The organism is Cellulomonas sp. Leaf334 (assembly GCF_001424195.1).
Taxonomy (GTDB): Bacteria; Actinomycetota; Actinomycetes; order Actinomycetales; family Cellulomonadaceae; genus Cellulomonas.
The window spans coordinates 76,583-90,750 of record NZ_LMOO01000008.1; the positions used below are offsets into that span (position 1 = coordinate 76,583).

Annotated in this window: 16 protein-coding genes and 1 tRNA gene; 12 read left to right on the plus strand and 5 right to left on the minus strand. The window is 71.6% G+C overall.

Features of this window, described 5'->3' with window-relative positions; genetic code table 11:
* Positions 1 to 4: 4 nt before the first annotated feature.
* Both ASF78_RS18445 and ASF78_RS18450 read left to right on the plus strand, forming a co-directional pair.
* Positions 5 to 280, plus strand: a complete 276-nt coding sequence (locus tag ASF78_RS18445; RefSeq protein ID WP_056593044.1) for a hypothetical protein — start codon at positions 5 to 7, stop codon at positions 278 to 280.
* A complete protein-coding gene (locus tag ASF78_RS18450; protein WP_056593046.1) occupies positions 277 to 900 on the plus strand; it encodes a hypothetical protein in 624 nt (207 codons plus the stop codon). Before ASF78_RS18445 ends, ASF78_RS18450 begins: the two co-directional genes overlap by 4 nt.
* Here ASF78_RS18450 and ASF78_RS18455 read toward each other — a convergent pair.
* Positions 859 to 1,491 carry a VanZ family protein gene (locus tag ASF78_RS18455; protein ID WP_235518699.1) on the minus strand — a complete coding sequence of 211 codons (633 nt, stop codon included), beginning with the start codon at positions 1,489 to 1,491 and terminating at the stop codon, positions 859 to 861. The genes ASF78_RS18450 and ASF78_RS18455 overlap by 42 nt on opposite strands.
* A complete protein-coding gene (locus tag ASF78_RS18460; protein ID WP_056593049.1) occupies positions 1,488 to 2,111 on the minus strand; it encodes a M15 family metallopeptidase in 624 nt (207 codons plus the stop codon). The genes ASF78_RS18455 and ASF78_RS18460 overlap by 4 nt, the downstream gene beginning before the upstream one ends.
* A gap of 87 nt (positions 2,112 to 2,198) precedes the next feature.
* Between ASF78_RS18460 and ASF78_RS18465 the strand changes: the two genes are divergently transcribed.
* Both ASF78_RS18465 and ASF78_RS18470 read left to right on the plus strand, forming a co-directional pair.
* Positions 2,199 to 2,870 carry a response regulator transcription factor gene (locus ASF78_RS18465; RefSeq protein WP_056593051.1) on the plus strand — a complete coding sequence of 224 codons (672 nt, stop codon included), beginning with the start codon at positions 2,199 to 2,201 and terminating at the stop codon, positions 2,868 to 2,870.
* Positions 2,863 to 3,981, plus strand: a complete 1,119-nt coding sequence (locus ASF78_RS18470; protein WP_056593054.1) for a HAMP domain-containing sensor histidine kinase — start codon at positions 2,863 to 2,865, stop codon at positions 3,979 to 3,981. The genes ASF78_RS18465 and ASF78_RS18470 overlap by 8 nt, the downstream gene beginning before the upstream one ends.
* 50 nt (positions 3,982 to 4,031) lie before the next feature.
* Here the strand turns inward: ASF78_RS18470 and ASF78_RS22840 are convergent, their stop codons facing one another.
* Positions 4,032 to 4,874 carry a hypothetical protein gene (locus tag ASF78_RS22840; RefSeq protein ID WP_200940659.1) on the minus strand — a complete coding sequence of 281 codons (843 nt, stop codon included), beginning with the start codon at positions 4,872 to 4,874 and terminating at the stop codon, positions 4,032 to 4,034.
* 79 nt (positions 4,875 to 4,953) lie between these two features.
* On the opposite strand from ASF78_RS22840, the gene ASF78_RS18480 reads away from it, so the two are divergent.
* Together ASF78_RS18480 and ASF78_RS18485 are read left to right on the plus strand one after the other, a co-directional pair.
* Entirely contained in the window at positions 4,954 to 6,741 is a 1,788-nt protein-coding gene (locus tag ASF78_RS18480) for a bifunctional UDP-sugar hydrolase/5'-nucleotidase (RefSeq protein ID WP_082495188.1), read from the plus strand.
* Positions 6,742 to 6,917: 176 nt separating this feature from the next.
* Complete coding sequence (locus ASF78_RS18485; RefSeq protein ID WP_056593056.1) at positions 6,918 to 7,325, plus strand: hypothetical protein; 408 nt, start codon at positions 6,918 to 6,920, stop codon at positions 7,323 to 7,325.
* 19 nt (positions 7,326 to 7,344) lie between these two features.
* Here the strand turns inward: ASF78_RS18485 and ASF78_RS18490 are convergent, their stop codons facing one another.
* A complete protein-coding gene (locus ASF78_RS18490) occupies positions 7,345 to 8,814 on the minus strand; it encodes a VWA domain-containing protein (RefSeq protein WP_235518700.1) in 1,470 nt (489 codons plus the stop codon).
* A 546-nt stretch (positions 8,815 to 9,360) separates the two neighbouring features.
* Complete coding sequence (locus ASF78_RS18495; protein ID WP_162243377.1) at positions 9,361 to 10,461, minus strand: DUF4190 domain-containing protein; 1,101 nt, start codon at positions 10,459 to 10,461, stop codon at positions 9,361 to 9,363.
* A 298-nt stretch (positions 10,462 to 10,759) separates the two neighbouring features.
* On the opposite strand from ASF78_RS18495, the gene ASF78_RS18500 reads away from it, so the two are divergent.
* From ASF78_RS18500 to ASF78_RS18525, 6 genes are all read left to right on the plus strand, one after another.
* Positions 10,760 to 11,680, plus strand: coding sequence for an ABC transporter substrate-binding protein (locus ASF78_RS18500; RefSeq protein WP_056593063.1), 921 nt, complete (start codon positions 10,760 to 10,762; stop codon positions 11,678 to 11,680).
* 275 nt (positions 11,681 to 11,955) lie between these two features.
* Positions 11,956 to 12,028, plus strand: a tRNA-Lys gene (locus ASF78_RS18505).
* A gap of 388 nt (positions 12,029 to 12,416) precedes the next feature.
* On the plus strand, positions 12,417 to 12,659 hold the full coding sequence (locus tag ASF78_RS18510) for a hypothetical protein (RefSeq protein ID WP_056593066.1): 243 nt from the start codon (positions 12,417 to 12,419) through the stop codon (positions 12,657 to 12,659).
* Positions 12,660 to 12,679: 20 nt separating this feature from the next.
* Positions 12,680 to 13,045, plus strand: a complete 366-nt coding sequence (locus ASF78_RS18515; protein ID WP_156374237.1) for a type II toxin-antitoxin system death-on-curing family toxin — start codon at positions 12,680 to 12,682, stop codon at positions 13,043 to 13,045.
* A gap of 103 nt (positions 13,046 to 13,148) precedes the next feature.
* Positions 13,149 to 13,748 carry a YdeI family protein gene (locus ASF78_RS18520; RefSeq protein WP_056593072.1) on the plus strand — a complete coding sequence of 200 codons (600 nt, stop codon included), beginning with the start codon at positions 13,149 to 13,151 and terminating at the stop codon, positions 13,746 to 13,748.
* A gap of 160 nt (positions 13,749 to 13,908) precedes the next feature.
* On the plus strand, positions 13,909 to 14,136 hold the full coding sequence (locus tag ASF78_RS18525; protein ID WP_082495189.1) for a hypothetical protein: 228 nt from the start codon (positions 13,909 to 13,911) through the stop codon (positions 14,134 to 14,136).
* The last annotated feature ends 32 nt before the right edge of the window (positions 14,137 to 14,168 follow it).

Genomic DNA, 14,168 nt, shown 5'->3' on the forward strand with positions numbered 1-14,168 from the left:
CACGATGACGTCAGCGGACCTGTACGCCAAGGCGCGGGACCTCGACGCGCTCGCCGACGACGTCGAGACCTGCGTCGACGTCGCGTGGGGGGTGCCTCGCTCGCCGGAGTGGGAGTGCTCCAACGCGGACGACGTGCGCGGCGCGCTCGACCAGTGGCGCAGCGCCGCCCGCTCGTCGGCAGGCAGCCTGCGCGAGGAGGCGTCGCGCGTGCGGGGCGAGGCCGGCCGGGCCGCGCAGCGCGAGGAGGACGCGCGCGCCGAAGCGAACCGCCCGCGGTGACCCGGCTCGACGTCTGGGCGCCGCTCGGCGCGGCCGGGACGGCCGAGGTCGTCGACGCCCTGACCCACCTGCAGTTCCAGGGCACCCCCGCGACGGCCCCGCACGTGCACCGGTGCGACCTGGACGTCGCCGGCCACCACGTCGACGTGCACTGGCGGCTCGGTCGCGTCCTGGCGTGCTCGGTGGCCGGGGCCGAGGTCGCGTCCGGGAAGGCGGAAGGGGTCCGGACCGGTCAGGACACGTTCGTGTGGGACTACACGGTGATGCCGCTGTCCGTCCTGGGCGAGACCGTGGAGGTCACCCGGGAGCGCAGCGGTCGCGACCGGTGGGCGTTCCGCGTGGCCGGACCGCAGGACCGGACCTGGCGGTGGCGTCCTGCCGGAGCGCTGATCGCCGACCGCATGGAGCTCACGCGGGACGGCGACCGCTCCCCCGTCGTCACCCACACGCTGCGGCCGGTCCCCGGGCACCCGCGCTCGCCGTCCGGACCGCCCACGGTGACCTGGCAGGAGTCGGCGAGCCTCGTCGAGGTCCTGATGCCCGTCCTGTGGGTGCTGGACCAGGTCCACAAGGGGCTGCTACCCAAGGCCCAGCGCATCGCGAGGCTCGAGTTCCTCTAGGGGCGGCCCGCACCGCCCCGTGACGCGGTCGCACCGCACGTCCTCCGGGGCTGCGTACCGCACCGGCGAGGCGACGACCAGCGCGCACGCGAGCACGGCGAGCACCGTCGCGATCGCGCACCTGCGTGTCAGGACCGCGGCGGCGCGCTCCTCGTGCCTGCGGCGCACGAGCGCGAGGAGGCCGAGCCCGACCAGGGCGCCGGCGGTGTTGACGACGACGTCCGTCAGGTCGGAGCTCCCGACCGCCAGGACGTACTGGGCGACCTCGAGACCCAGGCTCACGGCGGCCGCCACGCCCGCGACCCGCCACCACCGCCACGACGGCGCGAGCAGACCGAGGTAGAGGCCGAGGGGGACGAAGAGCGCGACGTTCACGACGACGTCGAAGGGCGTGCTGGCACCCGCGCTGCTCGTCGCCGCGAACGGGACGAGCTTGACGACCCGCATCCCCGCCTCACCGACCCACGGGACCTCGAGCTTCCACAGCACGGCCCACGCGAGCAGGACGAGGTAGACGACGGAGAGGAGGAGCAGGCGGGTGGCGGCCTCCGAGGTCCGTCGGGGCGGCTGCGCCACCTCCGTGCTGGTCACTGCGCCATCCTCGGGTCGTGCGTCGGGTCGGGGTACATCGCGGGGCAGCCGGCGCCGACGGCGTCGGGACGCAGCTCGTAGTGCCAGGGCTCGTTGCCGTAGACCTGGCACAGCCCGTACCCGGCGCCGTGCTCCGACAGCCACGCCGTGGCTGCCCACGGTCCCACGTCGACCGCGTCCCCCCGCACATGCGGGGACGTCTCTGCCGTCGCCACCCAGCGCGCGGCCTCCTGCGCCGAGCCGTACTGAACGACGGCGTCCTGCAGGAGGCGGTCCTGGTACTCCGCGGAGCGCCAACCGCTGTTGACGACGAACGCGACCCCGTCACCCGTCGCGTCGGTCGCGGCGCGGCGGAGCGCGTCGAGCAGTGCGCCGTCGAGGTTCGTGACGGCCGGGACGTCGTCGTCGAAGACCGTCACGCCGTCGGGGACGCTGCCGTCGGCACCGAGCTGACCGGGGTCGTCGACCGGGGCGACGGCAGATGGCGGAGGCGGTGGGACGGCCGCCTGGCCGCGGGGCGCCGCCGACGGCCCGTCGTCGAGAAGCCCGACGCCCGCGGCCACGACACCGGCGAACGCCAGGGCGACCACGGCGGACCGGGTACGGGTGGAGGAGGACATCGCCCCAGCCAACGCGACCGCGTGTTGCCGTCGCGTAGGGAGATCTCGATATCCCGACGATAGGTGGCTGCTCGTAGAGTCGAGAGAGTGCGTGTGCTGATCGTCGAGGACGAGCCCTACCTGGCCGAGGCCATCCGCGACGGACTGCGGCTCGAGGCCATCGCCGCCGACATCGCCGGGGACGGGGACACCGCCCTGGAGCTGTTCGACGTCCACGCCTACGACCTCGCCGTCCTCGACCGCGACATCCCCGGACCGTCCGGGGACGTCGTCGCCGAGCGCATCGTCGCGTCCGGACGCGGGACACCGATCCTCATGCTCACCGCCGCCGACCGGCTCGACGACCTGGCCTCGGGCTTCGGGCTCGGCGCCGACGACTACCTCACCAAGCCGTTCGACATGCGCGAGCTCGTGCTCCGGCTGCGGGCGCTCGACCGGCGGCGCGCCCACCACCGGCCGCCCGTGCACGAGATCGCCGGCCTACGGCTGGACCCGTTCCGCCGCGAGGTCTACCGCGACGGCCGCTACGTCCCGCTGACCCGCAAGCAGTTCGCCGTCCTCGAGGTCCTCGTCGCGGCCGACGGCGGCGTGGTCAGCGCGGAGGAGCTCCTCGAACGGGCGTGGGACGAGAACGCCGACCCGTTCACGAACGCCGTGCGGATCACCGTGTCCCTGCTGCGCAAGCGCCTCGGCGAGCCCTGGCTCATCTCCACGGTCCCCGGCGCCGGGTACCGCATCGAGGCGGACCCGCGTGGATAGGGAGCCCGGTCTGAGCGTCCGCCTCAAGCTGACCCTCAGCTACGCGGGGTTCCTCCTGGTCGCGGGGGTCCTGCTCATCGCGGTCGTGTGGGTGTTCCTGCTGCGGTACGTCCCCGACCAGGCCGTCACGGTGTCCGGGGACGACGCGCCCGGCGGACCGGGTCTGTTCATCCCCGGCCGCCGTGACCTGTGGCGCGCCTTCGCCCCCAAGGCAGCCCTCATGCTCGCGTTCCTCGCAGTGTTCGGGCTGGTCGGCGGGTGGCTCCTCGCCAGCCGGATGCTCGCGCCGCTGCAGCGCATCACCGAGGTCACCCGCACGGCCGGGAGCGGTTCGCTCTCGCACCGGATCCGGCTGCCCGGCCGACGGGACGAGCTCCGCGAGCTCGCCGACACCGTCGACGCGATGCTCGACCGGCTCGAGGCGCACGTCGCCGAGCAGCGCCGGTTCGCCGCCAACGCATCCCACGAGCTGCGCACCCCGCTGGCGACCACCCAGGCCCTCCTCGACGTCGCCCGCCAGGACCCCCCGCACGACCCCGGTGAGCTGGTCGAACGCCTGCACGCGGTCAACGCCCGCGCGATCGACCTCACCGAGGCTCTGCTGCTGCTCAGCCGCGCCGACCAGCGGTCCTTCCTCCGCGAGCGCGTCGACCTGTCGCTCCTGGCGGAGGAGGCCGCCGAGACGCTGCTGCCCTTCGCGGAGGGGCGCGGCGTGAGCATCGAGACCTCGGGGGACGTCACGCCCGCCGTCGGGTCACGGGCCCTCCTGCTGCAGATGGTCACGAACCTCGTGCACAACGCGATCGTCCACAACCTCCCGGCGGGCGGGACGGTGCAGGTCAGGACGGGCGTGCTCAAGGGCTCCGTCGTCGTCACCGTCGAGAACACCGGCGAGACGCTCGACCCGGCGCGGGTCGCGACCCTCGTCGAACCGTTCCAGCGCGGCACGGCACGCGTGCACGGGGACCAGGCGGGTGTCGGCCTCGGGCTGGCGATCGTCGACAGCATCGTCCGGGCGCACGACGGGCACCTCGTCCTGACCCCGCTGGCCACCGGGGGCCTGCGCGTCGTGGTGCGCCTGCCGGCCGCGCCTCCGCGGACCGACCACTGACGGTCGTGCCAGAGTCGACCACGATGGACGGGGAGCCGCGAGCGCCGATCTCACCGACCCGCCTGCGCGCGGGCGTGTTCCTGATCCTGCTCTGGTGGATCCCCGTGTGGCTCGCTGCACCGGTCATCGCCGAGGCCTTCGGGCTCGACGTCGAGAAGGTAGTGATCGGCCTCGTCGTCGTCCAGACCGTCGTCGGCGGCCTGGGAGCGCTCGTCGCGGGCACGCAGATCACCCGCATCCTGCGTGGCGTCCCGCGGAAGCGGATGCTGCCGACCGTCTGGCGGGTGTTCCGGCACGGGTCGCTCGACGGGTGACCTGGTCAGAACGCCGACGTCACCGCCACCGACACGGTCCAGGTACGCCCGCCCCCGCGGGGACAACCGGTACCCGACCTCCAGGCTGTGCGTCAGGCCGAGCTCCTTGAGCCGGCGCACGTCCCGCTTGAACGAAGCGGTCTCCCGGCCCAGCGACGCGGCGAGGTCCGGGGCGCGGGTCGCCGGGCGGTCGCGGATCAGCTCGAGGGTCTGCCGCGTCCACGGCGTCCGCGCGTCCCAGCGGGCGAGCCTGGCCGTGAGGTCCGCCAGCTGCTGCGCGGTGAACGTCGTGTCGGCGGAGAGCGCGTCACGCGGGTCGGGGCCACCCCACGACAGCCCGATCCGGAACAGCGGCAGCTCCGTCCGGCCGCCGACCACCTCGTCCACCGACGACGCCCCTGCCGCGCGCGCCTCGTCGGGCGTCGCGCCGCCGACCTCGTCGACGGCGCCGACGAGCACGACACCGACGGACGACAGGAACGAGCCGCCCGGCGTGACGCGTGGGCTCGACCACCGTCGGAACGCCAGGGTCACCTCTCCGCGGCGGATCCCGTCGGCGGTGCGCTGGTCGAGGAGCACACCTCCATGATGCGCTCTTCCCAAACCGGTCCATACGGGGCAAGGTGGCTGGTTGTCCGAGCGCGACCGAGGAGCCCCCATGCAGATCCGTCGCCGGCCACAGGGCGCTGCTGCGCTCGTCGCCGCCCTGGCCCTGGTCGTGACCAGCGCCGCCGCTGCCGAGGCGCACGGAAAGCCTCCGAAGCCTCCGAAGCCCTCGAAGTCGGTGACCGTCAACCTCATCGCGTTCAACGACTTCCACGGCGCCATCGACCCACCGACGGGCAGCGGCGGGCTGGTCAACGGCACCCCCGCGGGCGGCGTCGAGTACCTCGCGACCGCGGTCAAGGCCCTGCGCGCCCAGCAGGAGCAGGAGTCGCCGCACAGCTTCACCGTGGCGGCCGGGGACCTCGTGGGCGCGAGCCCGCTGGTCAGTGCGGCGTTCCACGACGAGCCGACCGTCGACGAGATGAACAGCCTGGGCCTGGACGTCACGAGCGTCGGGAACCATGAGTTCGACGAGGGCGTCACGGAGCTGCTCCGCCTGCAGAACGGCGGGTGCCACCCGGTCGACGGCTGCCTGGACGGCGACGGGTTCGCCGGGGCGGACTACCCCATCCTGGCGGCGAACGTCGTCGACAGGAGGAGCAAGCGGCCCATCCTCCAGCCGTACACGATCGAGAAGGTCGGCGGCGTGAAGGTCGGCTTCGTCGGGATGACGCTCGAAGGCACCCCGAGCATCGTGAACCCGGCCGGGATCGCGAGCGTGAACTTCCTCGACGAGGCGCAGACGGCCAACCGGTACGCCCGCGAGCTGCGACACCACGGCGTGCGGTCGATCGTCCTGCTCCTGCACGAGGGCGGCCAGCAGACCGGCGCGGCACCGGACCCCAGCGGCTGCAGCGGCTTCTCGGGCGCCGTGACCGGCATCGTGTCGCAGCTGGACCCGGCGTACGGCGTGGTCGTCAGCGGCCACACGCACCGTGCCTACAGCTGTGCGCTGCCGAACTCGTCCGGGGCCAGCACCGTCGTGACCAGCGCAGGGAGCAACGGGACGGTCCTGACGGACATCAGCATGACGCTCGACAAGCACACGAAGAAGATCGTCGCGGCCGACGCGCACAACATCATCGTCGAGAACGGCGTCAAGAACCCGGACGGCACCTGGCAGCAGTCCTCTCCCGGCGTGTTCGTGCGGAACCCCGCCACGGTCGACCCGCAGGCCAAGGTCATCGCGGACAAGTACCGCACCGCGGTGGCGCCCCTGGCCAACCGGGTCGTCGGCTCGATCTCCGCCGACATCGCCCGGGCCGTGACCCCGGCAGGAGAGAGCGCGCTGGGCGACGTCATCGCCGACGGCATGGTCGCCTACACCTCGTCGGCCGGGGCCCAGCTCGCCCTGATGAACCCCGGCGGCATCCGCGCGGACCTGATCTTCACCGCCTCACCGGGCGGTGAGGCGCCCGGGCAGGTGACCTACGGCGAGGTGTTCACGGTCCAGCCGTTCAACAACCTGGTGGTCACGGTGACGCTCACCGGCGCCCAGCTCAAGGAGGTCCTCGAGCAGCAGTTCGCGGGCTACGCCGGGCAGTCGACGACCAGGATCCTGCAGGTGTCCGACGGGTTCACGTACACCTACACCGCGTCGGCGCCCCTCGGGAGCCGGGTCGGCGCGATGACGCTGGACGGCGTCCCGCTCGACCCTGCCGGGACGTATCGCGTGAGCACCAACGACTTCCTCGCGAACGGCGGTGACGGGTTCACGAACCTCGCCGTCGCCACCGACCGTGTGACCGCACCCGGTTTCGACGTCGACTCGCTCGCGGCCTACGTCGCCGCCGGACCCGTCGGGCCGGGACCGCAGAACCGGATCACGGTGGTGCCCTGACGTCAGTCGGTCGCGGCCACGTACCCGTCGGGCGTGATCGTCGCGACGCCGCCGGCAGAGCCGAGCGCCGGGCGACGGCGGTTCGAGGACGTCAGGTAGGTCGACATCGAGGCGTGACCTGGGAACCAGCCCCGCGTGGCGCCGCCGACCGGCATCCTTGCCCGCAGGAGGCCTCGATGACGACGAACGGTGAACGCACCCGCGGTGGCTCGCTGGTCGCCGTCGTCGCCCTGCTCGCCGGGTGCGCCGTCGCCGGATCGGGCTCGTCCGCAGGCGCCGCCGGTGTGACGCTCGACCCGGCCGAACCCCCGAGCCCAGGCTCGGCCACGGTCGCCCTCCTGGTCACCGAGACGGCGTGCAACAGCGGCGAGGACGCCGACGGTCGCATCGAGCTGGAGAGCCTGCGCGAGACGGACACCGCCGTCGAGCTGGTCGTCACGGTCACCCCTCGGGACGGTGGCCACGACTGCCAGTCCAACCCGCCGACCCCCTTCGCGGTCGAGCTGGACGAACCGCTGGGCGACCGGCTGCTTCTGGACGCCTCGACGCAGCCGTCCCGGCCGGTCGCGATGCCGACGAGCTGACCGGCGGCCCACCTGCGGGTCAGCCCGCGAGCTCCTGGTAGGTGTCGATCAGGCCGACGAACTCCGACCTCAGGCCGTAGGAGTCCTCGCCGAGGGCGGCTTCGGCGCGTTCGCGGGCCCGGGTGGGGCTGGCGTCCTCGGCGTGCGGGGAGCCGGTCACCGCGAGGGCGAACTCGACGACAGCCGACGCGAACCTGAAGTCGCTCGTCGGCCTGGTGGTGAAGACGCTCGCCCGGGCGGGGAAGACGACCTCGGTGCTGGTGCCGGCGCCCGGCTGCTTGTAGCGGACGTGCACGGTCAGGAAGTCGGTGGACTGCCCGGACTCGACGTCCTGGTAGTCCAGGTCGTCGACCGGCGCCCCCTCACGAGCCGGGACCAGCTCGTAGAACGCCGTGACGGCGTGCCCGGCTCCGACGTCGCCGGCGTCCTTGGTGTCGTCGTCGAACTCCTCGTCCTCCAGGCGCCGGTTGTCGTAGCCCAGCAGCCGGTACTCGGCGACGGTCGCCGGGTTGAACTCGACCTGGACCTTGAGGTCCTGGGCGACGACGAACATCGTCGAGTCGAACTCGTCCACCAGGACCTTGCGCGCCTCGTCGAGGGTGTCGATGTACGCGTAGTTGCCGTTGCCGTGGTCGGCGATGGCTTCCATCGTGTTGTCCTTGAGGTTCCCCATCCCGAACCCGAGCACCGAGATGTAGACCCCTGACTTCGCGTGGTCCTCGATCAGGTCGGTGAGCTGCTCGGGGGTGGACGGGCCGACGTTGAAGTCGCCGTCGGTCGCCAGGATGACCCGGTTGTTCCCACCGTCGACGAAGTTCTCCGCCGCCAGCTCGTAGGCGGTCTGCAGGCCCTGCGCGCCGCCGGTGGATCCTCCCGCCTGCAGCTCGCGCAGGATCTCCACCAGCTCGCCGCGCCGGTCGCCCGGCACGGAGTCGGCGAGCACCTGGTCGCTTCCGGCGTAGGTCACGATCGAGACCGTGTCGTCCTCGTCGAGCTGCTCGACCAGCAGCTCGAACGAGTCGGCGAGCAGCGGCAGCTTGTTCGGTTCGTCCATCGAGCCGGACACGTCGAGCAGGAAGACGATGTTGTTGCCCTGGCTGGTCGGCTTCGCGGCCGTCGCCTGCACGCCGATCATCGCCAGCTGGTGGTCGGGTGACCACGGCGACTCCGCGATCTGCGTCGTGACGGTGAACGGGTCCTCCGCATCCCCGTCCGGCGTCGGGTAGTCGTAGTCGAAGTAGTTGACCAGCTCCTCGATCCGGACGCCCTCCGGCGCGACGCCCTGCCGCAGCTGGCGGCGCAGGTTGCTGTACGACGCGGTGTCGACGTCGGAGGCGAACGTCGACAGCGGGCTCGTCGTCACGTCCTGGAACGACTGCTCCGGGGAGTCGTCGTACTCCTCCTGCTCGTCGACCGGGACGTCGCGCCACTGCTCCGGGGGGACGGAGCCGTCGTAGGCGATGCCCTCGTGGTAGGAGGCGTCACTCATGCCGTCCGCGCCGCTGCAGGCGGCGAGCGCGCCGACGACCGCAACCGCAGCCACAGCAGCGACGACGCGCGTCGGCGCCTTTTCGCGACCACGCGCCTTCGCCGTGAAAAGGGCACCCATCAATGACCGAGCGCGCATCGCTGCCTCCATTGTTCGAGGACTGAAGCGTGGCGGTCGGCGGGGTCCGGGACCAGCACGACACGGTCACGTGAACGTCCCGTTCGGGTAACGGATGGGCGTGCCCTCCGCAGACCGAGACACCGTCGTGACCAGGGAGATCGTCCCCCGAGGCCCGACCGCGGGCGAAGGCGACGCAGCCGCGACGGCGATCGGGACAATATCCTCGGCGTCGGCCGGCCCGACAAAAGAATCGTCAGTTCGGCGGCTTCACATTTCCTCTACAACCTGACCGACATCCACACAAAAGCGACCGCCCGTGGAAATACGGCTACATCGACGCGGTCCACGGGAGCCAGTCACGGGGAGCGGCCCAGCTCGAGATCGTCGGCGTCGCTCACGGGCGATCGTGCCGACGCATGCCGTCGACTACTCCGGTCCCGTGACCGTGCCGTCGAGCACCGAGCCTCGCAGCTCCGGGTAGTCGGTCCCCACCGCGCAGTACGCCGTCGTCGCACCCGTCGACCAGTCGTCCGGGTGCGGGAAGCTCACGTCCGTCCAGACGACCCACTCGTCGAGCAGACCCGGCGCCGCGCGCTCGATCGTCGCCGTGCACTGCGCGAACCCGCGGTCGTACCCGGCGTCCGACGGGTCCGCCAACGCGTCGACCGGAGCCGACATGGGCAGGACCGCGACGATCTCCAGCGCGTGCGCCTCGCCGCAGTCCACCGGGTCGGCCGTGCCGAGGTCCCACGACCCCGGGTACTCGCGCAGGCAGTCGCCGACGACGAGGTCCGAGCGCAGCGTGTAGTCGGGAAGCTCGTCCTCGTACGGCAGGCCGCCGACAGCGCTCGGGTTCGACGACGCCCAGATCGCGAGCCACACCCAGCCGATGCACACGAGAGTGCTGACCGCACCGACGACCACACCGGCGATCGCCATCCCGCGGCCCTTCGTGCCGCGCCGCCGGATCCTGCGCAACGCACCGATCCCCAGGCCCAGACCGACGGGCCCCGGAATCCCCGCGAGGACCAGCAGACCCGCGACGCTGGTCACGAGCGAGGCGATCGCCAGACCGTCCGTCGGCGGCTCGACGACGCCGCCGTACCCGAAGGGCGCCCCCGGGAAGCCGGGCGTGCCGTACGGCGGCGGACCGCCGTAGGCGCCGGGAACCCCGTAGGACGGCGGTGGCGCTCCGTACGGGACGGGCGCGCCGTAGGGAGCGGGCGCGCCGTACACGGGTGGCTGCGCGATCGGGACGGCCGGACCGTAAGCGTCGGCCTGCGGGTACGGGCCCGGCTGGGCGTACGGGCCGGCCTGGCCGTAGGGCGGGTATCCCAGGGCCGGCTGGGGTACGGCGGGCGGGGCGAAGGGCGTCGCCTCCCCCGTGGTCGGCAGGGCGTACGGAGACGTCCCCCTCGCCGGAGGGCGGTGCTCGTCCGCCGACCGTCCGGCGTCGACCGCCGGGCGAGGGCCTCCCGGCGGGGCGAACGGCGTCCCGCCGGGCTCGGGTCCTGTCTGCTCACTCACCCGCCGCACCGTAGCGGAGGCGACAGGTCGGGACGCCCGGGTCCTGGCGAGGTTCACCCGCGCGCCCCGGTCGGGGCAGCAACGCGCCGGTACACGTCAGCGAGATCAGGCCCGAGGAGCGGATTCGCACCGCCGAACCCTGACGCCTTGCCGAATTGTCTGATTGTGTGGTAAGGGCCTCCGCACCGTACGATCGCGCGATTGCTCTCCCACGTGCGCGGCACCTGATCGGTGCTGAGTCCGCGGCCCCAGCCGAGAACCAGACGGTGCTCCACCCCGGCGCCGCGAGAGGTCCCCTGTGCGTATTCCTCGTCTCGTCCTCGCGACCGCAGCCCTCGCTGCCGTGTCCGCCCTGCTCCTCACCGGCTGCGGCGGTGACAGCGGGAGCTCGAACGCCCTCGCGCTGCCGGACGATGGCAGCTCGCTCAGCCCGAGCGCCATCGTGAAGGTCGACAGCATCGCGGCCCTGCTGCCCCGGGGGATCGCCAGCAGCGGCACGCTCGTCGTCGGGGCGGACACCTCGTACGCGCCGGCCGAGTTCCTGGACGTCGATGGCATCACGCCCGTCGGCTACGACGTCGACCTCGCCAACGCCATCGCCATCGTGCTCGGGCTGAAGGCAGACGTCCGGACGGCTGACTTCTCCAGCATCATCCCGGCCGTCGGTTCGACGTACGACGTCGGCATCTCGTCGTTCACCATCAATGCTGAGCGTGTGGCGCAGGTGAACATGGTCCAGTACCTCGAGGCCGGCGAGGCCTTCGCCGTCGAGAAGGGGAACCCTCAGGAGATCTCCCCCGACGACCTGTGCGGCGTGACCGTCGCCGTCCAGGCCGGCACGATCCAGGAGGAGGAGCTCGACACGCTCGCGGAGGAGTGCGAGAGCGCCGGCAAGCAGTCGATCAGGCGGCTCTCGTTCGACACGCAGACGGGAGCGACCAGCGCTCTGGTCGATGGCAAGGCCGACGTCATGTACGCGGACTCTCCGATCATCGCCTACGCGGTCCAGACGTCGCGCCGGCTCGAGCAGCTCGGCGAGCCGTTCGCCATCGCCCCCCAGGGCATCGCCGTCTCGAAGGACGACCAGGCGCTGACGGACGCGATCCAGAAGGCCGTGCAGCAGCTCATCGACAGCGGCGCGTACGGCAGGATCCTCACCAGCTGGTCCGTGAGCGCCAGTGAGGTCACCACGGCCGAGCTCAACCCCGCGGCCGCCTGATCGGACACGTCGGCACCGGCGACCTCGAGCTCCGGATCGCCGACCGATCCACGCTCGAGAGGGCGTTGCCACTGGCGCACCGTAGCGACGACGGGAGCTGACCACGTAGCGACAGGAGCGATGCCCGAGGTGCCATCGCTCAGGTGATCGACTCCCGTAGAGTCGTGGTCGGTCGCGCCGGGCACCGGCGAGACCCGCATTTGGACGGGCTGCGGACCGGGCGAACGACACGGGAGCTGTCCCGAGGGTTCTCCCCGTTCTTGTCCCCATCCACCGGGCCTCTAGCTCAATCGGCAGAGCAGCGGACTTTTAATCCGCGGGTTGTGGGTTCGATCCCCACGGGGCCCACCGATGTCCGTGCAGGTCAGGCCACCGTTTCGCCTTCCGCACGACCGACGCGGTGTCACGAGGTCCGGCCTGTCCGTCACCACACTCGGTCGCGGAGAACGCCCCGGTTGCATCCGCGGTCGTGCGGAGCGCGTGGTCGTGAAGGTGGGGTCCGGGGCCTCCCGGAGGGAATGAGATATCGCTCCGAGAGATCTGCCTCCCTGGAGGGCGCGCGCCGTTCGAGCGCGTCGACCCAGCCCGCGGCACGCGGGCGGGCGAGTGAGTGGGTGAGAGATCACTGGTATCTCAGGGATACCTCTCGTAGGGTGGTGTCTGCGAGATACCAACAACACCTGACACCAGACATACCGAGAACACGAACAACAACGACAACAGGAAGGTCTCCGCTATGGCCATGACGCTGCGCCTCGATGCCTCGGACGAGGCTCTGCTCCGTGAAGTTGCGGAGCGCACCAACCACACGATGACCGACGTGGTCGCACTCTCCGTCCGCTTCTACAGGGACGCGCTCGTCGCGCAGGACGAGCAGGCCGATCTGGCCCAGCGCGCCGAGCGTCGTGCCGCGCACAGGAAGGCGATCGACGAGTCGATGACGCGTAACGCCGAACTGCTGGAGCGCCTGGCCAAGTGACCAGCTTTGAGTACCCCACGATGGAGGATTCCCTGTACGTCTGCGAGGTGCTGGGGCTCTACATCCGAGACGCAGGTGCGCTGGACTCAGCGCTCGCGCGTCCGGCCTCCGTCGTGTGGGGAGACGAAGCGTACGAGGGCATCCACATGAAGGGTGCCGCACTCCTCGACGGCATCAACCGGTCGCACCCGCTCCTGGACGGCAACAAGCGGCTGTCGTGGACGATGGTGGACGCGTTCTACAGCCTCAACGGCTTGCGGCTGACCGTCGATCCGGGCGAGGGTGACGAGTTTGTCCGCGCCGTCGGCGGCGACCACATCGACCTCGAGCAGATCGCGACGTGGCTGGAGGAGCACAGCAGCCCTGCCCCGGAAGCGACGGAATAGCGGAGGTCTTGGTTCTCGCCAACCGTCTCGACGACGAGTTCCAGCCGGTCAACCTCGGGGCGCACCGACCGACCCGTCACCCACAGAGCTCTAGGCTGCCGCCATGTCGATGGACCACACCGACGCGGTGTTCTTCGAGGGCGACGAGGCGTTCGAGGCCTGGCTCGTCGAGAACTCCGCGAGCGCCACGCACGTGTGGGTGCGGATGGCCAAGAAGGGGACCGGCGTCAGGTCGATCGACTGGACGACGGCCGTCGACGTGGCGCTCTGCTTCGGCTGGATCGACGGCATCGCCCGGCGGCTGGACGACGAGTGGTACGTGCAGCGGTTCACCCCGCGGCGCGCGAGGAGCGTCTGGTCGAAGATCAACCGCGACCGGATCGAGCGGCTCACCGCCGACGGGCGGATGCGCCCCGCCGGCCTGGCCGAGGTGGACAGGGCGAAGGCGGACGGCCGCTGGGACGCCGCCTACGACAGCCCGGCCACGGCGACGGTCCCCGACGACCTCGCCGCCGCCCTGGCCGCACGCAACCTCACGGACGTCTTCGCCGCCCTGGACGGCCGCAACCGCTTCGCCTTCCTGGCACGCATCCAGACCGCGGTGCGCCCGGAGACCCGCGCCCGCCGCATCGAGCAGCTCACCGACGCCCTCGCTCAGGGCACGACCCCGTACCCGGTGTCGACGAAGAGGTCCGGCACCTAGTCGCCGGGTATTCCGGCGACCGCTCACGCCCCTTCCAGGTACAGCAGTTCCCCGTTGAGCGAACACCCCGAAGGAATGGTCCGCCCTCGACCGATGGTTCGGATGAGCAGCACGCACGGAGCCTCGGCTCCGACTCCTGCACCGAGACGAGGTACTCGACATGACGATCGCCACGATGGACTTTCCCACGACCGCCGAGCTGACCCGTCAGGACCGGTGCGACCGCTGCGGCGCACAGGCGTACGTGAAGGCGACGCTGGCCGACGGGCTCGACCTGCTGTTCTGCGGTCACCACTTCCGCGCGCACGAGGCCCGGCTGGTCGCGGGCGGCGCGACGATCCAGGACGAGCGGCACAGGATCGACGAGCAGGCAGCCGAGCGCGCCTGAGGGCGTCTGAGCGCGTCTGAGGCGTTCCGTAG